Here is a 17,669-nt window from a genome sequence, read left to right as displayed (position 1 = left end):
CAAAGGCCCTGATTCAGCGGTTTTCCTGGGTTTTCACCCCAATTCGCGCCCAGTATACACAGCCTTGGCTGGTGAAATCCGCAAATATTTCGCGCATAAGATGCAATTGGTCCACCGCCCGGCCTCAGGCCTCGCGCGGCGGCACCACGCCCTGATCCGCGAGACGCTGGAAGAACCCCAGTACCTCAGCCTCGTCCGTCCGCTCGATGGCACCGCCCCGCACATCCTCGATGCTCCAGACCCAGCTTTGCGCCGGATCGTCGCGCATCGCCCAGCCGGGAAACAGCCGGGTCTCTATGGTCCGCTCCACCAGCCGCGTGACCTCGACATGACGGTCATCATGGCGGATACGCTGATAGGCCGCCTCGACCTTGTCGCGCGGCCCTTCCAGCAGTTGCAGGTAGAGATCATGCCGCGCAATCAGCGCGCCGGTGATATCGTCCCGCGCATTGGCCCGGCGCGCATCCATCAGGATCGCCGAGAGCGTCGCCTGATCGAACCCGAAGGGCCGCGAGGCATAAACAAGCTGGGTCAGCGGCATGAGGCGACTCCCTTTCAAGCAGAGCCTAGAGGGGTTGCGGCGGCCTGTCGATGCGAGAAAGAGAACCGCCACACTTTAGCAAACCCAGCGCGGAATCGAGGGCGAAGCCCGCCACGCCATCGCATGTCCGCCCCCCGGACAGGCGATTTATCCAAGTTAGCGCACCGATCAGGTCTTTTGCGGGAAAGCAGCCATAAAGTGCTGCGAAACAGCGTCGGATCGCCTGCCCGCGGACATACGATGGCGCGGCTTGAGTTACCGCGACAACCCACCATGCAACGTCGGCACGTCTAAACTCGCGAATCCGTAATGCCGTAGCCAGCGCAGGTCCGAGTCAAAGAACGCCCGCAAATCCGGTATCCCGTATTTCAGCATCGCGATCCGGTCGATGCCCATCCCGAAGGCAAAGCCCTGCCACTCGTTCTGATCGATATTTCCGGCCTCCAGCACCTTCGGATGCACCATGCCGGAGCCTAGGATTTCCAGCCAGTCATCGCCCTCGCCGACCTTCAGCGTGCCGCCTTCCCAGGAACACCGGATATCCACCTCTGCCGAGGGTTCGGTGAACGGGAAATGCGACGCGCGGAACCGCAGTTCCACGTCATCCACCTCGAAGAACGCCTTGACGAACTCCTCCAGCACCCATTTGAGATTGGCCATCGAGATATCGCGGTCAATCGCCAGCCCCTCGACCTGATGGAACATCGGGGTGTGGGTCTGGTCGTAATCCGCACGGTAAACACGGCCCGGCGCGATCACCCGGATGGGCGCGCCCTCGGCCTGCATGGTGCGGATCTGCACCGGGCTGGTATGGGTGCGCAACACATGCGGCGGGCGGTCGTCCCCGTCCGCGCGATGCGTATAGAACGTGTCCATCTCGGCTCGCGCCGGGTGGTGGCCGGGAATGTTCAGCGCGTCAAAATTGTACCAGTCGCTCTCGATCTGCGGCCCTTCGGCCACGGCAAATCCCATATCGGCAAAGATCGCCGTGACCTCTTCGGTCACCTGAGACACCGGGTGGATGGTGCCCTGCCTGCGCGGCCGCCCCGGCAGCGTCACATCGAGCCATTCGCCCCGCAGCCGCTCATCGAGCGCGGCATCGCCCAGTGCCTCTTTCTTGGCCGCCAGCGCCGAATTGATCTCGTCCTTCAAGGCATTGAGCGCCGGGCCCGCCACCTGCCGCTCCTCGGGCGTCATCTTGCCCAACTCGCGCATCTTCAGGCTGATCTCGCCCTTCTTGCCCACGGCCTGCACCCGCAGATCCTCGAGCGCGGATTCGTCGCCCGCATTGGCAATCGCCGTCAGATATTTGTCCCGCAGATCGTTCATGGCTCTTATCCCGCTGATGTCAGGGGCGAGTTACCGCGCCTTGCGCGTGCGTGCAAGCATATGGGGCGGTCACGCGATATTGCGCAGCGACACCTCGACCGCATGCAGGAAGGATCTGGCCGAGGAACTCGCCGACAGCAGCAGGTAATCATCGGCCCCGGCACGCAGGATCAGCACCCCCAGGTGCTCCATCACCGTACGCGCGGCATGATCCACGCCAAACACCTCCGGGTGCAGGTCAACCGGGCAAATCCGCTCCAACGCGCGGCGTGTATTCGGGCCCGAAAGGGCCAGCGCAACCCAGACATCGGTCTGATCCGTGGTATAGACCGCGCCCTTCAGCCCCTCCGCCACGACGCGCTCGGCATCGGGGGTCGCATGAGTGAAAAGCGCAAAGACAAGATCAGGGGCCAGCCGGATGAGGCGCGTGCCATCCCCGGCCAGAGCCGACCGGCCAATCCCGGGAAAATCCAGCCCATAGGCGTCCTTCACGGCCTCCTCTGCCGCCGACTCGCCCCCCAAAGGCAGCGCCAGCGACACCACCGCCAGATCGGCGGGTGCCGATAGCCGCACGCCCGCAATCTCCATCTCCGTGCCCGCCAGTGGCGGCTCTGCCTGCAAGGTATACTCAGCCACGCAACCGCTCCCCGTCCGGGTCGATGAAATGCGCCGAGACCACCTCGACCTCCATCTCCCTGCCATGCACCGGGCTCACCGCACGCAGGATTTCTCCCATCCGCGCATCGCCCCGCTTGAGAAAGCCCAGCCCGATGGAATGCCCGAGGCTCGGCGAATAGGCGACCGAGGACATCCAGCCCTGATCGTTCTCCATCGTCGCGGCATCCCCCTGCCCGATGAAATGCGACCCGGCAATCAGCCCCGTCGCGCGATCTACGGGCCGGAACCCGACCAGCTTGACCGCATCCTCGCGCAGCATCTCGGGGCGTTGCGACAGCACGTTGCCGATGCAGTCTTTCTTGCGGCTGACCATCCGCCCCATCCCGAGGTTATGCGCCGTGGTCTGACCATTCAGCTCATTGCCCGCCGCATGCCCCTTTTCGATCCGCATCACGCCCAGCGCCTCGGTGCCATAGGGCACAGCGTCGAACTCACGCCCGGCCTCCATCAGCACGCCCATCATGGCATTGCCATAGCGCGCGGGCACCGCGACCTCATAAGCCAACTCGCCCGAAAAGGAGATCCGAAACAGCCGCGCCGGCATCCCGTCGCAAACGGTGACCTCACCGCAGGCCATGAAGGGAAACGCCTCGTTCGACAGGTCGTGCGACTCATCCACCACCTTGCGCAACAGATTGCGCGCGTTCGGCCCGGCGACGGCGAATTGCGCCCAGCCGTCGGTGGTGGAAATAAGATGCACATCCAGATCGGGCCACAGGCATTGCCGCGCAAACTCCAGCCGTCGGAACACCGTCACGGCATTGGCGGTGGTGGTGGTCATCACGTAATGATGCTCGCCCAGCCGCGCGGTGGTGCCATCGTCATAGGCAATGCCATCCTCGCGCAGCATCAAGCCATAGCGCACCCGGCCCACCGCCAGCGTGGCAAACCCGTTGCAATAGACCCGGTTCAGAAACTCCCCGGCGTCACGCCCCTGAATGTCTATCTTGCCCAGCGTGGTCACGTCGCAGATGCCGACCGACCCGCGCGTCATCAGCACCTCGCGATCCACCGAATCGCGCCAGCCCTGTTCGCCCTCCCGCGCGAACCATTGCGCCCGCAGCCAGTTGCCGACCTCGACAAAGGTTGCGCCATTGGCCTCGGCCCAGCGATGCGAGGGCGTCAGACGATAGGGCCGGAACTCGCGGCCCCGGGCACGGCCCGCCAGCGCGCCGATGGGCACCGGCGTGTAAGGCGGGCGAAAGATCGTCGTGCCGGTCTCGGGGATGGTCCGGCCGGTGCAGTCTGCCATGATCGCAAGCGCCGGGATATTCGCCGTCTTGCCCTGATCAGTGGCCATGCCAAGCGTGGTGTAGCGCTTGAGATGCTCGACCGCGCGAAAGCCTTCCTGATGCGCCTGCTTGACGTCCTTGACGGTCACGTCGTTCTGCAGGTCGAGCCAGGCGCGCGCCCGGCTCTGCGGCACATGCCACACCGGCGCACAGTCGCGCGGCTCGTCCTCGGCGCGGGGCAGGTCGCTCTTGTCGGCATAGCCCAGACGCTCCGCCACCACGCGGCCCTCGCGCAGGGCCGCCGCCAGCGTCATCGCGCCGTTGGCGGCACCCGCCACCACCATGCCCGGCGGCAGATCGTGCCCGGGCACAAACGCCGCCAGATCGTCGCGCCACGCGGGCCGCCCGCGCTGATGGCAGGTCAGGTGCACGTTGGGGTTCCAGCCGCCCGACACGGCGAGGCAATCAACGTCGATCATCTGCCCGTCGGTCAGCGTGATCTGCCGCAGCCCCTTGCGCCCTTTCGTGTCCATCACAGCCGCGCCGCGCATATGCCGTGCGCCGGGCACATCGCAGACGGCGGGCGCGTCGCGCGTGTCGATCACGGCGGGCACCTCGACCCCCTTGGCAGCAAGGTCGGCGGCAGTGCGCCAGCCGTCGTCACTGTTGGTAAAGACCGCCACGCGCCGCCCCGGGGCCACGCCCCAGCGATTGGCATAGGCGCGCACGGCCCCGGCCAGCATCACGCCGGGCCGGTCGTTGTTGCCAAAAGCGATGGGGCGTTCGGTTGCCCCCGCCGCCAGCACCGCATGCCGGGAATAAACGCGCCACAGCACCTGCCGGGGCTTGCCGCCGCTGGATGCCAGATGATCGGTGCAGCGCTCAAGCACGCCGTAAACCCCGTGATCATAGGCCCCGTAGACCGTGCTGCGCGGCATCAGGCGCACGTTCGCCATCGCCGCCAGTTCGGCCACGACACCGGCGGCCCAATCGGCCCCGGCTGCGCCGTCCACCTCCAGCGTCTCGGCATTGAGCCGCCCGCCCAGGACGAAATCCTCATCCGCAACGATCACCCGCGCGCCCGCCCGCGCCGCCGTGCGCGCTGCCATCAGCCCGGCAGGCCCCGCGCCGATCACCAGCAGGTCGCAATGCAGATAGCCCTTGTCGTAGGTGTCGGGATCCTCCTCCATCGACAACCGCCCGAGACCGGCAGAGGCGCGGATCGCAGGCTCATAGAGTTTTTCCCAAAAGGCGCGCGGCCACATGAAGGTCTTGTAATAGAACCCCGCCGACAGGAACGGCGACAGCAGGTCCGTCACCGCCATCAGATCGAATTCGAGCGATCCGCGATGGTTCTGGCTGCGCGCGCTCAGCCCGTCGAAGAGTTCGGCCACCGTGGTGCGGGTATTGGGCTCCTGCGCGGCCCCCTTGCGCAGCTCCACCAGCGCGTTGGGCTCTTCCGACCCGGCGGTGAAAATGCCGCGCGGGCGGTGATACTTGAACGACCGCCCCACCAGCCGCTGCCCATTGGCCAGAAGCGCCGAGGCCAGCGTGTCACCCGGATGCCCGCGCATCGCCTTGCCGTTGAAGGTAAAGCTGATCTCGGTGGACCGGTCGATCAGCCCGCCCTTGATGCGATGGATCTGGCTCATCGGCTGCGTCCCCGGGCACGGGCCACGTCGCGCGCCAATTCCACCGCCGTGATCTCGTGGCTCACCGTGTCGCGCGTGACCACCAGCCAGGACCGGTCGCCCTGCTCGTGATACCAAAGCTCTTGATGCGCCCCCGCCGGGTTATCGCGCAGGTAGCCATAGGCGTGAAAGGCCTCGGCGGCGTCCTCTGCCTGCCAGTCGGGGCGGTCGATCAGCGCGGCATCGCCCAGATACACGAATTCGGCAGCATCGCGCGGGCCCAGAAGCGGGTGATTGATGATCATGCCGGTGCCCCTTGAGTATTTTTGGCAAGATGAAGCATGGCGCGCGCCCTCAATGCAGGTTGGGCTGGTTGCCCATGCCCTTTTCGTCGATCAGATGCCCGCGCGCGAACCGGTCGAGGCGCATTTCCGTCGCCACAGGATGCGGCGCGTCCTTGGCCAGCAGATGGGCGTAACACAACCCGCTTGCCGGGGTCGCCTTGAAGCCGCCATAGCACCAGCCGCCGTTGAAATAGAGCCCGTCGATATCGGTGCGGTCGATGAAGGGCGAGCCATCCATCGACATGTCCATGATCCCGCCCCAGCTGCGCAACAACCGCGCGCGTCCGATCATCGGCATGATCGCCATGCCGCCCTCGGCCACGTCCTCGACCACCGGCAGGTTGCCGCGCTGCGCGTAGGAGTTATAGCCGTCGATATCGCCGCCAAAGACCAGCCCGCCCTTGTCCGACTGGCTGACATAGAAATGCCCCGCCCCAAACGTGATGACGCCGGGCAGTATCGGTTTCAGCCCCTCGGTGACGAAGGCCTGCAAGACGTGCGACTCAATAGGCAGGCGCATCCCCGCCAGCGCCATCACCCGGCCGGAAGAGCCCGCCACGCAAACCCCCACCTTGCGCGCGCGAATGGCCCCGCGCGTCGTCTCGACACCCCGGCAACGACCCTCTTGGATGTCGAACCCGGTGACCTCGCAATTCTGGATGATATCGACGCCCCGCGCATCGGCACCGCGCGCATAGCCCCAGGCCACCGCGTCATGCCGCACCGTGCCGCCGCGCCGCTGATAGAGGCCCCCCTTGATCGGAAAGCGGGCATTGTCGAAATCGAGAAACGGGAGTTCCGCGCGCAACTGATCGGCATCGGCCAGTTCCGCATCGGCCCCGGCCAGAAACATCGCGTTGGCCCGCCGCACGAAGGCATCGCGCTGCGCATCCGAATGGATGAGGTTCAGGATCGAGCGCTGGCTGACCATCGCATTGTAATTGAAATCCTGCTCCAGCCCCTCCCACAGCTTGAGCGACATCTCGTAGAACGGCTCGTTCCCGGGCAGTAGGTAGTTGGAGCGGATGATGGTGGTGTTGCGCCCGACATTGCCCGACCCGATCCAGCCCTTTTCCAGCACCGCGATATTGCGCAGACCGAACTCCTTGGCGAGGTAATAGGCGGTGGCCAGACCATGCCCGCCGCCGCCGATAATGACGATATCATATTCGGGTTTCGGCTCCGGGTCGCGCCAGGCGGGTGTCCAGCCCTTGTTGCCGGTCAGCCCCTCGCGGAGGATCTTCAAGGCGGAATAGCGCATCGGGTCTGTCCTGTGGCTCGCTCTGGTGTGATCATGGCCGATCTGCGGGGGCTATACTTGCCCCAAACAGTCATTTAGATGATGAATATGGACAAACCTGCCCGACACACCCCCGGCCCACATCGAATCGGCATCCTGCCGATCCCCGGTTTCGCGCTGATGTCGCACGCCGCCACGGTCGAGCCCTTGCGCGCCGCCAACCTGCTGGCGGCGCGCACGCTCTACGAGGTGATCCATATCGCCCCGACGCCTGACCCGGTGTGCAGTTCCGGCGCGGCACAGGTCAGGCCCGAGGCGACGCTCGCTGACGATCTCCACCTCGATCATCTCTTTATCGTGGCGGGGGGCGATCCGGCCACCTACCCGGCCCGCGCCCTCACCCCGTGGCTCGCCCGTCAGGCGCGGGCAGGCGTGGTGCTGGGTGGTGTCTCGGGCGGGCCGATCCTGCTGGCGCGCGCCGGGCTGATGGGCGACAGGCGGATGACCGTGCATTGGGAATATGCCACAGCCCTGGCCGAGGTCGCGCCCGATCTGCGCATCGAGCGCACGCTCTATGTCATCGACCGCGACCGCATGACCTGCGCGGGCGGCACCGCGCCAATGGACATGATGCACGCACTCATCGCCAGCCATCACGGCCGCGCCTTTGCGCGTGAGGTCAGCGACTGGTTCATGCATACCGAAATCCGCCCGCCCACCGGCCCGCAACGCTCAAGTCTGGTGGAGCGTGTCGGCACCCAGAGCCCGGCAATTCTCGATGCGGTCGAGGCGATGGAGGGCAATATCGCCGATCCGCTGTCCCTGCCTTATCTGGCGCAGATTGCCCGGCTCTCGCCGCGACAGCTCAACCGGGTGTTCCGGCAGCATCTTGGCCAAACGACCCATGGCTATTACCGTCGCCTCAGGCTCGACAAGGCGCGCAACCTGTTGCGCAATTCGGCGCTGTCGCTGACCGAGGTGGCGCTTGCCACCGGCTTTGCCAGTTCGTCGCATTTCTCGCGCGCCTACCGCGCGGAATACGGGCAGCCGCCGTCTCGCTATCGCTCGTCCTGATCGCGCCGCTCGCGAATGAGCGCCTCAAGGTCTGCCAGTCGCGTCAGCACCTCGTCGCGATAGGTGTCGGTCTTTTCCGCGTCCTCGGCGTGATGCGCGTCCTGCATTGAGTTGACGATGAGACCGACCAGAAGGTTCACCACCGCAAAGGTCGTGACCATGATGAAGGGAACGAAGAAGCCCCAGGCATAGGGAAACACCTCCATCACCGGGCGTACGATGCCCATCGACCACGATTCCAGCGTCATGATCTGGAAAAGCGAATAGGCGCTGCGCCCCAGATCGCCGAACCACTCCGGAAAGGCCGCGCCAAAGAGCTTGGTCGCCATGACCGAGCCGATATAGAAGATCATGCCCATCAGCAGGAACACAGACCCCATCCCCGGCAGCGCCGTCACCAGCCCCTCGACCACCCGGCGCAGCGACGGCGCGACCGACACCACCCGCAACAGACGCAGGATGCGCAGCGCGCGCAGCACCGACAATCCTTGCGTCGCTGGCACCAGCGATATGCCGACGATGATGAAATCGAAGATGTTCCAGCCGCGCCGGAAGAACCCGGCAACGCCGCGCGCATAGAGCTTGGCCACGATCTCGACCACGAAGACCGACAGGCACAGCTTGTCGAGCAGGGTGATCACCCCGCCCGCGCGATCCATGAGCGGCCCGGAGGTTTCCATCCCGAGGATCACCGCGTTGAACAGGATCACGCCAAGGATGGCGTTCTGGAAAAGCGACGTGTCGAGAATGGCACCGATACGGTTTCGAAATGTCATGGCCTGCCTGTGGGTTCGCGCTGCAATCGCGGGTGATATGGGCGCTGCACTGCGGCACCGCAAGCGAGAGCGGCCTGCCTACATCTTTTGCAGCATTCGCCCCAACGGACGCCCGCCCATGATATGCAGGTGGAAATGCGGCACCTCCTGCACGCCGTTCTCGCCGGCATTGGTGATCGCACGGAACCCGCCATTGCCCAATTGCACGCCGGTCTGACGACATATCTCCGCCACGGCGCGGTTGAAATCGACGATCTCGGCATCGCTGGCCTCAGCCGCGAAATGATCGTAGCTGACATAGGCCCCCTTGGGGATCACCAGCACATGCACCGGGGCCTGCGGCTGGATATCCTCGAAGGCAAGGGTGTGCTCGGTCTCCAGCACGGTCTTGTTCGGGATCTCGCCGCGCAGGATCTTGGCAAAGATGTTCTGGTCGTCATAGGCATAAGACATGGCGCGTCCTCAATCTGCAAAAAGATGGTCGAGTGCGACGATTTCCTGCGCCTTTTCAGGCGGAATATCAAGGAACCGGGACAAAAGATCGGGATAGCGCGCGGCATCGTCATTTTCGCGCAGGATCAGGTGGTTCTCGAATTCGGAATCGCGGATCTGGTCGCTTTCATGGGTCATGTCGCCCCGGATCGTGGGCAGCAGGCGTTCGAGCGTCTCGGCCGGGGTCTGTTCTCCGGCAAGGCCGACGCGCATGGCGTGACCGCTGAGATAGGAATCGGTGAAATGGCACTGGATCTCCAGCAGCTTGGTCACTGACCGGTCGCCACAGAAATCCTGCAACAGGTCGATGCTGCCCGGGTCCATGCAGACGATCAGGCGGTCGGTCTCGTAATAGTCGAACAGCATTCGCATCAGCGCGCGGCGATGCCGGGTGCGCTTGGCCAAGGTGCCCTGGATACCGCCCAGATCAGGCAGCGCGGCGCCTTCCTCGTTGAAGAGATACTCGATCGCGGGCAGGTTGGTGACTTGCCGGATCCGGTCGAGCAGGCGCTTGGCAACATGCCATTTCTTGCACACCACGATCATGAGCTCGCGCTCGCGGCCCAGCGTGCTCTCGTTCTCCCAGAAGCGTTGCGCAAACCGCCGCCCTTCGCGCCCGCGCCCGGTCAGGAACTTGAACAGGCTGCGCCCCTCGTTCGAAATCTGGAACGCGGCCTCGGTGTTATTGTACAGCGCACCGAGACGGCGCTTGAGTTCCAGCGACTCGGGGCTGATCTTGCGGGCAAAGAGATAGTCCTGGCTGAGCAACAGGTCATAGTGGTCGTTGTAGAACGTGACCGGCATGCCGTAATCGGTGAACATCAGAAACGTCAGCGTGCGCGTCTCGATCTCGGTCTCGGGCACGAGATGGCGCACCAGCGTCTGAAAGAACGTCTCGTCGGGGATCCAGGTGGTGCGGAAAAACCGCATCACGTCACGCCGCCGCCGTGTGAAATCAATGATCCACTCCACCGTGCGGCGGCGCAGGCACCACCACTGGCTGCCGATCTGAATCTGGATGTCATGCGGGATCTCGCGGGTCAGCCGCAGACGCTTCTGCGCCTCGAACGCGGCATAGAACCGCTTGGGCTGTGTCCGCTCGTTAAAGAAATGGCGGTAGATCAGCCGCTCTTCCTTCATCCCGGTCTTGATCCAGTCGCTTTCGAAATAATCAAAGCTCTCGACATAATCGACATCGCGCGCATCGAGGAAGTCATGCGCGAAGCGGGCGGATTTGATCGGCGCGCAATCGCCCGACAGCATGTAGAAATGCGTGGCGCGCGGAAACTGGTCGACGGCGGCCTCAACGGCATGGAGCGTCGCCTGCACCAATGACCATTCACCCCAGCCACACTTGATGCGCTTTTTCGCGAAGGTCACGTTGGGGTTGTCCGCCAGCGCCTCGCGAATCTGTCGGAACGCCTCGGGCTTGGCGCGGGCGTCGAAATGGATCGACATGTAATCCCCGGCAGCCGTCAGCATCTCGGCCTGACGGATGATCGCCTCGGGGTCTTTATGGCACAGCAGGATGAACGCGATTTTTGCCATATCAGAAACTGTGCAACCCTTTTTTCAGATATTGTGTATAGCAATACCCTTGAAGACCGTTTGAATAAACAGGCTTTCTTTGGTTTTTTGAACAGGTTACAAAGCATGGAGCCCATAAAAATCGGGCCGGGACGCGCGGAGGCAGCGACAAATGGGCTTTCCAGGGACATGGATGACCGAGAGCGAGAGCGTGGTTTACCGCGTGGTGCCGAAATGCGCCTGCTCGACCATCGGGCAGATCATGTACTACTCCGATCACGGTGAGTTCTTCGACGGCGACATCCACGATGCCACCACCGGACTGCATAAATGGGCGCGCGAGGACAGCCAGAAACTGATCAACGCCAATGTGCGCACCCATACCTCCTATGCCTTCACCTGCGTGCGCAATCCCTATACCCGCATCCTGTCGTCCTTCTTCGACAAGATCTGCGGCATCCAGCGCAACGGCAAACGCTACCGCGGCAAGCTGGTGCCGATGCTGATCCAGAAATACGGCATCGAGGTCGGCGGCGAGGACGGCAAGCAGGAGTTCGACCAGATCAAGAGCTTTCGCCGCTTCCTGCTGTTCGCGCGCGACTCGATCCGCTTCAAACGCCCGATGGAGCCCGATATCCACTGGTCGGCGCAGGCAGGCCACGTCTCGACCTTCATCGTCAATGGCGGCACCTATGACAAGATCTTCTGGACCGAGGCGTTCAACGACGGCATGGGCGATGTGCTCAAATCCATCAAGACGCCGCACAAGGTGAACCTCAAGACGATCCCGCGCTTCAACGAATCCGAAGGCCACGGACCCAAGCGCGCCCACCCGGTCGAGGACTATTTCGACGACCTGTCGATGCATCTAGTCTACGAGATCTACAAACGCGATTTCGAGGTCTTCAAATACGACTTCGAAAATCCTGCCAACAAGATGCCGAAGGGCGAGATCGACCTCGAAGAAGTCCACGCCAAGCTGGGCGAATAGCCGGGGGCTTGCATTCCGCGCCAAACGGCGTAAAAGGCCCGCCATACATGCGCGTGATGCCCGCTTAGGCAAGAATCATCACCCCGGAGATCGGGGGCCCGGTTGGGTATCCGTGCGTCACACCTAGATACCGAACCTTGAAAGGGTCTGATTCACATGGCCAACACACCCCAGTCCAAGAAGCGCGCACGCCAGAACGAAAAGCGCTTTGAAGTCAACAAAGCCCGCCGTTCGCGGATTCGCACCTACCTGCGCAAAGTCGAAGAGGCGATTGCCTCGGGTGACAAAGATGCCGCAGTTGCCGCACTTCGTGCCGCCCAACCAGAGCTGATGCGCGGCGTCACCAAGGGCGTCTTCCACAAGAACACCGCATCGCGCAAGGTTTCGCGCCTGGCATCGCGGGTCAAGACGCTCGGCTAACGCTTTCGGCTAAGTCGTTGAAGGATAAAGGCACCGCCACGCGCGGTGCCTTTTTGTTTTTCCAGCACCCTTCGGGGGCGGATAGATTCTTTTCTGTCAAAGCCGCTGTCAAGCGCATTGATCAGTTGCCCAGACGGCAGCGACGTTGCTAATTTCGGACCTGCGATTCACGCTTGGGGGGACAGGCTGCACAGAGGCAGGATCAGACACGATTGATCCGACGCGCTTCTGAAACGAGCATTACTGCTTTGGCTTTGTCCATATAAACGTATTTTGAAAGTCGTAAGACACAACGGCCTCTTGGGACAGGCCGTCGCGTTCCGCGTCTTTCGGAATATACGATGATCTGTCCGAGGATCCTGCGGCTGTTGCCATGCGCAACGGGTCAGTCCGTCCTTTGCCCTATACGTCGATCGCGAACACGAGTGAGCCTGCCAGCGGATCAGCCGTCTGGAGGATACGAGAGAGCAGCGGAACGGGGTATCATGACGCAAGAACAATGGGGCCGACTGAAACAGAAAATCCAGGACTCTGTCGGGCAGAGCAATTACCGAAACTGGATCGAACCACTGGAACTGGCCGAAGTGTCAGGCGGCATTGCGACGTTTCAGGTGCCCACCAGCTTTCTCGGCAATTATGTCTCGCAGCATTACGGTGATCTGATCCTCTATCAGATCTCCAGCATCGACCCGAAGGTGCGCCGCCTGAATTTCCGTGTCGCCGCCAATTGCGCGGCCCGCCCGTCACAGCCCGACGCGCCAAGGACCGCCGCCGCCGTGCAGCCAGTCCGGACCGACGGTGCCCTGCCCTCCGCCCCGCTGGACGATCGGTTCCGCTTCGACACCTTCGTCGTCGGCAAGCCCAATGAGCTGGCCCATGCCGCCGCCAAGCGCGTCGCCGAAGGCGGGCCCACCACCTTCAACCCGCTGTTTCTCTATGGCGGTGTCGGACTGGGCAAGACCCACCTGATGCATGCCATCGCCTGGGACCTGACCACCGCGCGCCCCGACATGAACGTGCTCTATCTCTCCGCGGAACAGTTCATGTATCGTTTCGTGCAGGCCCTGCGCGATCGCAAGATGATGGATTTCAAGGAGATGTTCCGCTCGGTCGACGTGCTGATGGTCGATGACGTGCAGTTCATCGCCGGCAAGGACAGCACGCAGGAGGAATTCTTTCACACCTTCAACGCGCTGGTCGATCAGAATAAGCAGATCGTGATTTCCGCCGATTGCGCCCCCGGCGAGATCGCCAATCTCGAAGACCGGATCAAGTCGCGCCTGCAATGCGGCCTGGTCGTCGATCTGCATCCTACCGATTACGAACTGCGCCTCGGCATCCTGCAATCCAAGCTGGACCGCCACCGCGAGCAATATCCCGACCTCATGCTCAACGACGGCGTGCTCGAATTCCTCGCCCACCGGATCAGCACCAATGTCCGCGTGCTCGAAGGCGCGCTGACCCGGCTTTTCGCCTTTGCCTCGCTGGTGCGCCAGCCGATCACCCTGGAACTGACGCAGGACTGCCTTGCCGACGTGCTGCGCGCCTCCGAGCGCAAGGTCTCGGTCGAGGAGATTCAGCGCAAGGTTTCCGATCACTACAACATCCGCCTTTCGGACATGATCGGGCCCAAGCGCCTGCGCGCCTTCGCCCGCCCGCGCCAAGTGGCGATGTACCTGTGCAAGCAGATGACCTCGCGCTCACTGCCCGAGATCGGTCGCCGGTTCGGCGGGCGCGACCACACCACCGTTATGCACGGGGTCAAGCGCGTCGAGGAGTTGCGCATTCAGGACGCCCAGATCGCCGACGATCTGGAGCTTTTGCGCCGCACGCTCGAAGGCTGAGCGCAGCTTTACCGCCGCAAACGCCCCCCGCGCGGCATGCCGCGGGGCCTGTGGCCCTTGACGCTGCCAGATTTCCAGCCGAAAACACGATAAAGCGCTTGAGCCGCAGGGGAATATTGCTACCGTGCCCCTCCCGGCGCAAGACCGGCACCTGACAGGAGCGAGGGCATGAAACTCAGCATCGAACGCGGCACGTTGCTCAAGGCCGTGGCGCAGGCACAATCCGTGGTCGAGCGGCGCAACACCATCCCGATCCTCGCCAATGTGCTGATCGAGGCCGAAGGCGACGCAGTGCATTTCCGTGCCACCGATCTCGACATCGAGGTGGTCGACAAGGCCACCGCACAGGTCGAACGCGCCGGTGCCACCACCGTCTCGGCGGTGATGCTGCATGAAATCGTGCGCAAACTGCCCGATGGCGCGCTCGTCACGCTGGCCGATGACGGCAGCGCCGGTCGCCTCACGGTTCAGGCTGGCCGGTCGAACTTCAACCTCGCGACTCTGCCCAAGGAAGACTTCCCGGTGATGGCCTCATCGGAATATGCCAGCAACTTCTCGGCCCCCGCGCCGGTGCTGCGGCGGCTCTTCGACAAGTCGAAATTCGCCATTTCCACCGAGGAAACCCGCTATTACCTCAACGGCGTCTACATGCATGTCTCCGAGGTTGATGGCGGCAAGGTTCTGCGCTGCGTCGCCACCGACGGCCACCGCCTTGCCCGGATCGACGCCGACCTGCCCGAAGGGGCCGCCGACATGCCCGGCGTGATCGTGCCGCGCAAGACGGTGGGCGAATTGCGCAAGCTGCTGGAAGACGACGAGATGAAGATCGCCGTCTCGGTCTCCGAGACCAAGATCCGCTTCGCCACCCCCGACATCACGCTCACATCCAAGGTAATCGACGGCACCTTCCCCGACTACACCCGCGTCATCCCGCAGGGCAACACCCGCCGGATGGAGGTGGACGCTGCCGAATTCGCGCAGGCCGTGGACCGCGTCGCGACCGTCAGTTCCGAACGCTCGCGCGCGGTGAAACTGGCGCTCGACGAGGATCGGCTGATCCTCTCGGTCAACGCCCCCGACAGCGGCGCCGCCGAGGAAGAGCTTGCCGTGGCTTACGGCGACGAACGCCTGGAAATCGGCTTCAACGCCAAGTACCTGCTGGAAATCGCCAGCCAGGTCGACCGCGAGAACGCCGTGTTCCTGTTCAACTCCTCGGGCGATCCCACGCTGATGCGCGAAGGCAATGACACGACGGCGGTCTATGTCGTCATGCCGATGCGGGTGTGACATCTGTCGGAGCCTCCGGCGGGAGTATTTTCGGAAAGATGAAAGGGCGGTGAATGCCCGGCCTTTACCTGTCGGAATTGACCCTTTCGCATTTCCGCTCGCATAAATCCGGGCGGCTGGCGCTTGATGCGCGCCCGGTGGCCATCCACGGCCCCAATGGCGCGGGCAAGACCAACCTGATCGAGGCAGTCTCGCTCCTGTCGCCCGGGCGCGGGCTGCGGCGCGCTGCGGCGCAGGACATGGCGCGCCGCCCTGAATCCCTCGGCTGGAAAATCACCGGCCTCCTGCACTCGCTGCAACGTGTCCACGAGGTCGAAATCCTGTCGGAAGAAGGCGCGGCGCGGCAGGTGCGCATTGACGAGAAATCCGCCACCCAACTGGCGCTTGGCCGGATCGCCCGTGTCCTCTGGCTGATCCCGTCGATGGACCGGCTCTGGATCGAAGGAACGGAGGGGCGCAGGCGCTTTCTCGATCGGATGACGATGAGCTTCCTGCCCGATCACGGCGATGCGGCGCTGGCCTATGAAAAGGCGATGCGCGAACGCAACCGCCTGCTCAAGGACCAGGTGCGCGACGCGCATTGGTATCTGGCGCTGGAGCGTCAGATGGCCGAGGCGGGTGCGCAGATCCACGCCAATCGCAAGCACGCGCTTGCGCTCATCGCGGGGGCGCAGATGCAGGCCGAAACCGCTTTTCCCACCGCCGAACTGGAGCTGACTCAGACCGAGGGTGAGATGCCCGAGGGGGCGGACGACCTGCGCGAGGCACTGGCCGAGAGCCGGTTTCGCGATCTGATCGCCGGGCGCACCCTCGTTGGCCCGCACCGCGCCGATCTCTACGGGGTCTATGCCGCCAAGGGCGTGCCCGCCGCCGACTGTTCCACCGGCGAGCAGAAGGCGCTTCTGGTCTCGCTCATCCTTGCCAATGCCCGCGCGCTCGCCCGCGATTTCGGCGCGCCGCCGATATTGTTGCTGGATGAGGTCGCGGCCCATCTTGACGCCACCCGCCGCGCGGCGCTCTATGACGAAATCTGCGGCCTCGGCGCTCAGGCTTGGATGACCGGCACCGGGCCGGAACTCTTCACCGAACTGGGCCCGCGGGCGCAGCATGTTCACGTCACCGACACCGACGGCACCAGCCGGATCACATCAGAGGCCCCATGACCCCGCAACGCGTCACCCTCATCACCCTTGGCGTCGCAGATCTCGACCGTGCACGCAGCTTTTACGCCGCCCTAGGCTGGACCCCGGCAGAATCGCTGGACAAGGTTGCCTTCTACCAGATGAACGGGCTGGTTCTGGGGCTGTTCGGCACATCCGACCTCGCGGCCGATCAGGGCCGCCCGAATGCCACGCTCGGCACCGGCGCAATGACGCTGGCGCAGAATTTCATGACCGAGGCCGAGGTGGATAGCGCCTATGCCACAGCCCTTGCCGCCGGGGCGACCGCGCTCAAAGCCCCGGAAAAGGTGTTCTGGGGCGGCTATTCGGGCTATTTCTCCGATCCCGACGGCCATGTCTGGGAGCTGGCGATGAACCCGTTCTGGCCGCTCTCCCCCGATGGCAGCCTCACCTTACCCGACGCCCCATGATCGTCAGCCTTTTCGATCTGATGCTTTACGCCGCCGCCATGGCGGGGCTCTGGGCTGTTCCCGGCCCGGTCTGGGTGGCGCTGACCGCGCGGTCGCTTTCCGGGGGCATGGCCGGAGCCTGGCCGCTGGCGGTGGGCGTCGCATTGGGCGATCTGATCTGGCCGCTCTGCGCGATCCTCGGGCTTGCGTGGGTGCTGTCGGTCTATGGCGACGCGCTGGAACTGCTACGCTGGATCGCGGCGGGGGTGTTCATCGTGATGGGGCTCTTGCTGATCCGCGCGCCCTCGCGTCCGCCAAGCGCCGACAGCCGCATGACCCGTCCCGGCCTCTGGGCCGGGTTCTCGGTCGGCATGGCGGCGGTGATCGGCAATCCCAAGGCGATCCTCTTCTACATGGGTTTCCTGCCGGGCTTCTTCGATCTCTCCACCGTCACCGTGCCCGACATCGCCGCGATCCTCGCGGTTTCGGCCATCGTGCCGATGCTGGGCAACCTCGCACTGGCCTTCTTTCTCGACCGCGCGCGCCGTCTCTTGCAGAGCCCCAAGGCGATTGCCCGGCTCAATTTCGGCTCTGGCATGCTGCTGATTCTGGTGGGGCTCGTGATCCCGTTCACGTGATCCCATGACATACGCAAAATATAGCGGTTGGGCGTGACATTCCCCCCAATAAAAC

Annotated in this window: 17 protein-coding genes; 8 read left to right on the top strand and 9 right to left on the bottom strand. The window is 63.8% G+C overall.

Annotated features, from left to right (window positions below):
• Positions 1 to 124 precede the first annotated feature (124 nt).
• The 6 genes from BMX04_RS03465 to BMX04_RS03440 all read right to left on the bottom strand — a co-directional run bounded on the left by BMX04_RS03465 (position 125) and on the right by BMX04_RS03440 (position 7,016).
• Positions 125 to 541, bottom strand: a complete 417-nt coding sequence (locus tag BMX04_RS03465; RefSeq protein ID WP_074785026.1) for a BLUF domain-containing protein — start codon at positions 539 to 541, stop codon at positions 125 to 127.
• 255 nt (positions 542 to 796) lie between these two features.
• Positions 797 to 1,870 (bottom strand): phenylalanine--tRNA ligase subunit alpha, encoded by a 1,074-nt coding sequence (gene pheS, locus BMX04_RS03460; protein ID WP_074785025.1) that lies wholly within the window; start codon positions 1,868 to 1,870, stop codon positions 797 to 799.
• A 69-nt stretch (positions 1,871 to 1,939) separates the two neighbouring features.
• Positions 1,940 to 2,506, bottom strand: a complete 567-nt coding sequence (locus BMX04_RS03455; protein ID WP_074785024.1) for a sarcosine oxidase subunit gamma — start codon at positions 2,504 to 2,506, stop codon at positions 1,940 to 1,942.
• On the bottom strand, positions 2,499 to 5,432 hold the full coding sequence (locus BMX04_RS03450; RefSeq protein WP_074785023.1) for a sarcosine oxidase subunit alpha family protein: 2,934 nt from the start codon (positions 5,430 to 5,432) through the stop codon (positions 2,499 to 2,501). Before BMX04_RS03450 ends, BMX04_RS03455 begins: the two co-directional genes overlap by 8 nt.
• Positions 5,429 to 5,716, bottom strand: coding sequence for a sarcosine oxidase subunit delta (locus BMX04_RS03445; protein ID WP_074785022.1), 288 nt, complete (start codon positions 5,714 to 5,716; stop codon positions 5,429 to 5,431). The genes BMX04_RS03450 and BMX04_RS03445 overlap by 4 nt, the downstream gene beginning before the upstream one ends.
• A gap of 49 nt (positions 5,717 to 5,765) precedes the next feature.
• On the bottom strand, positions 5,766 to 7,016 hold the full coding sequence (locus BMX04_RS03440; protein WP_074785021.1) for a sarcosine oxidase subunit beta family protein: 1,251 nt from the start codon (positions 7,014 to 7,016) through the stop codon (positions 5,766 to 5,768).
• Between the two features lie 78 nt (positions 7,017 to 7,094).
• Here BMX04_RS03440 and BMX04_RS03435 point away from each other — a divergent pair, with 78 nt between their 5' ends.
• Positions 7,095 to 8,069: a GlxA family transcriptional regulator gene (locus BMX04_RS03435; protein ID WP_074785020.1), complete on the top strand. Its 975-nt coding sequence runs from the start codon at positions 7,095 to 7,097 to the stop codon at positions 8,067 to 8,069.
• On the opposite strand, the gene BMX04_RS03430 is transcribed toward BMX04_RS03435, so the two are convergent.
• The 3 genes from BMX04_RS03430 to BMX04_RS03420 all read right to left on the bottom strand — a co-directional run bounded on the left by BMX04_RS03430 (position 8,054) and on the right by BMX04_RS03420 (position 10,885).
• A complete protein-coding gene (locus tag BMX04_RS03430; RefSeq protein ID WP_074785019.1) occupies positions 8,054 to 8,845 on the bottom strand; it encodes an ion transporter in 792 nt (263 codons plus the stop codon). The genes BMX04_RS03435 and BMX04_RS03430 overlap by 16 nt on opposite strands.
• Before the next feature lie 78 nt (positions 8,846 to 8,923).
• Positions 8,924 to 9,298 (bottom strand): HIT domain-containing protein, encoded by a 375-nt coding sequence (locus BMX04_RS03425; RefSeq protein WP_074785018.1) that lies wholly within the window; start codon positions 9,296 to 9,298, stop codon positions 8,924 to 8,926.
• Positions 9,299 to 9,307: 9 nt separating this feature from the next.
• A complete protein-coding gene (locus tag BMX04_RS03420) occupies positions 9,308 to 10,885 on the bottom strand; it encodes a DUF5928 domain-containing protein (RefSeq protein WP_074785017.1) in 1,578 nt (525 codons plus the stop codon).
• A gap of 151 nt (positions 10,886 to 11,036) precedes the next feature.
• On the opposite strand from BMX04_RS03420, the gene BMX04_RS03415 reads away from it, so the two are divergent.
• The 7 genes from BMX04_RS03415 to BMX04_RS03385 all read left to right on the top strand — a co-directional run bounded on the left by BMX04_RS03415 (position 11,037) and on the right by BMX04_RS03385 (position 17,614).
• Positions 11,037 to 11,855, top strand: a complete 819-nt coding sequence (locus BMX04_RS03415) for a sulfotransferase family protein (RefSeq protein ID WP_050661326.1) — start codon at positions 11,037 to 11,039, stop codon at positions 11,853 to 11,855.
• Between the two features lie 156 nt (positions 11,856 to 12,011).
• Positions 12,012 to 12,275: a 30S ribosomal protein S20 gene (rpsT, locus tag BMX04_RS03410; protein WP_050661325.1), complete on the top strand. Its 264-nt coding sequence runs from the start codon at positions 12,012 to 12,014 to the stop codon at positions 12,273 to 12,275.
• A 485-nt stretch (positions 12,276 to 12,760) separates the two neighbouring features.
• Positions 12,761 to 14,119, top strand: a complete 1,359-nt coding sequence (dnaA, locus tag BMX04_RS03405; RefSeq protein ID WP_074785016.1) for a chromosomal replication initiator protein DnaA — start codon at positions 12,761 to 12,763, stop codon at positions 14,117 to 14,119.
• Between the two features lie 168 nt (positions 14,120 to 14,287).
• A complete protein-coding gene (gene dnaN / locus BMX04_RS03400; RefSeq protein WP_074785015.1) occupies positions 14,288 to 15,406 on the top strand; it encodes a DNA polymerase III subunit beta in 1,119 nt (372 codons plus the stop codon).
• Between the two features lie 53 nt (positions 15,407 to 15,459).
• Positions 15,460 to 16,569 carry a DNA replication/repair protein RecF gene (gene recF / locus BMX04_RS03395; protein WP_074785014.1) on the top strand — a complete coding sequence of 370 codons (1,110 nt, stop codon included), beginning with the start codon at positions 15,460 to 15,462 and terminating at the stop codon, positions 16,567 to 16,569.
• Complete coding sequence (locus tag BMX04_RS03390) at positions 16,566 to 16,997, top strand: VOC family protein (protein ID WP_074785013.1); 432 nt, start codon at positions 16,566 to 16,568, stop codon at positions 16,995 to 16,997. Before recF ends, BMX04_RS03390 begins: the two co-directional genes overlap by 4 nt.
• Positions 16,994 to 17,614: a LysE family translocator gene (locus BMX04_RS03385; RefSeq protein ID WP_074785012.1), complete on the top strand. Its 621-nt coding sequence runs from the start codon at positions 16,994 to 16,996 to the stop codon at positions 17,612 to 17,614. The genes BMX04_RS03390 and BMX04_RS03385 overlap by 4 nt, the downstream gene beginning before the upstream one ends.
• Positions 17,615 to 17,669: the final 55 nt, after the last annotated feature.

It is taken from the genome of Roseovarius tolerans (assembly GCF_900109855.1).
Classification (GTDB): domain Bacteria; phylum Pseudomonadota; class Alphaproteobacteria; order Rhodobacterales; family Rhodobacteraceae; genus Roseovarius; species Roseovarius tolerans.
This window is presented reverse-complemented; position numbering and strand designations above follow the sequence as displayed.

Excerpts from the sequence above, each read along its gene's own strand:
- dnaN (WP_074785015.1), top strand. The coding sequence starts at position 14,288 with ATGAAACTCAGCATCGAACGCGGCACGTTGCTCAAGGCCGTGGCGCAG.
- BMX04_RS03435 (WP_074785020.1), top strand. The coding sequence starts at position 7,095 with ATGATGAATATGGACAAACCTGCCCGACACACCCCCGGCCCACATCGA.
- BMX04_RS03430 (WP_074785019.1), bottom strand. The coding sequence starts at position 8,845 with ATGACATTTCGAAACCGTATCGGTGCCATTCTCGACACGTCGCTTTTC.
- BMX04_RS03465 (WP_074785026.1), bottom strand. The coding sequence starts at position 541 with ATGCCGCTGACCCAGCTTGTTTATGCCTCGCGGCCCTTCGGGTTCGAT.
- BMX04_RS03450 (WP_074785023.1), bottom strand. The coding sequence starts at position 5,432 with ATGAGCCAGATCCATCGCATCAAGGGCGGGCTGATCGACCGGTCCACC.
- recF (WP_074785014.1), top strand. The coding sequence starts at position 15,460 with ATGCCCGGCCTTTACCTGTCGGAATTGACCCTTTCGCATTTCCGCTCG.
- pheS (WP_074785025.1), bottom strand. The coding sequence starts at position 1,870 with ATGAACGATCTGCGGGACAAATATCTGACGGCGATTGCCAATGCGGGC.
- BMX04_RS03390 (WP_074785013.1), top strand. The coding sequence starts at position 16,566 with ATGACCCCGCAACGCGTCACCCTCATCACCCTTGGCGTCGCAGATCTC.
- BMX04_RS03445 (WP_074785022.1), bottom strand. The coding sequence starts at position 5,716 with ATGATCATCAATCACCCGCTTCTGGGCCCGCGCGATGCTGCCGAATTC.
- BMX04_RS03420 (WP_074785017.1), bottom strand. The coding sequence starts at position 10,885 with ATGGCAAAAATCGCGTTCATCCTGCTGTGCCATAAAGACCCCGAGGCG.
- BMX04_RS03440 (WP_074785021.1), bottom strand. The coding sequence starts at position 7,016 with ATGCGCTATTCCGCCTTGAAGATCCTCCGCGAGGGGCTGACCGGCAAC.
- dnaA (WP_074785016.1), top strand. The coding sequence starts at position 12,761 with ATGACGCAAGAACAATGGGGCCGACTGAAACAGAAAATCCAGGACTCT.
- BMX04_RS03385 (WP_074785012.1), top strand. The coding sequence starts at position 16,994 with ATGATCGTCAGCCTTTTCGATCTGATGCTTTACGCCGCCGCCATGGCG.
- BMX04_RS03425 (WP_074785018.1), bottom strand. The coding sequence starts at position 9,298 with ATGTCTTATGCCTATGACGACCAGAACATCTTTGCCAAGATCCTGCGC.
- BMX04_RS03415 (WP_050661326.1), top strand. The coding sequence starts at position 11,037 with ATGGGCTTTCCAGGGACATGGATGACCGAGAGCGAGAGCGTGGTTTAC.
- rpsT (WP_050661325.1), top strand. The coding sequence starts at position 12,012 with ATGGCCAACACACCCCAGTCCAAGAAGCGCGCACGCCAGAACGAAAAG.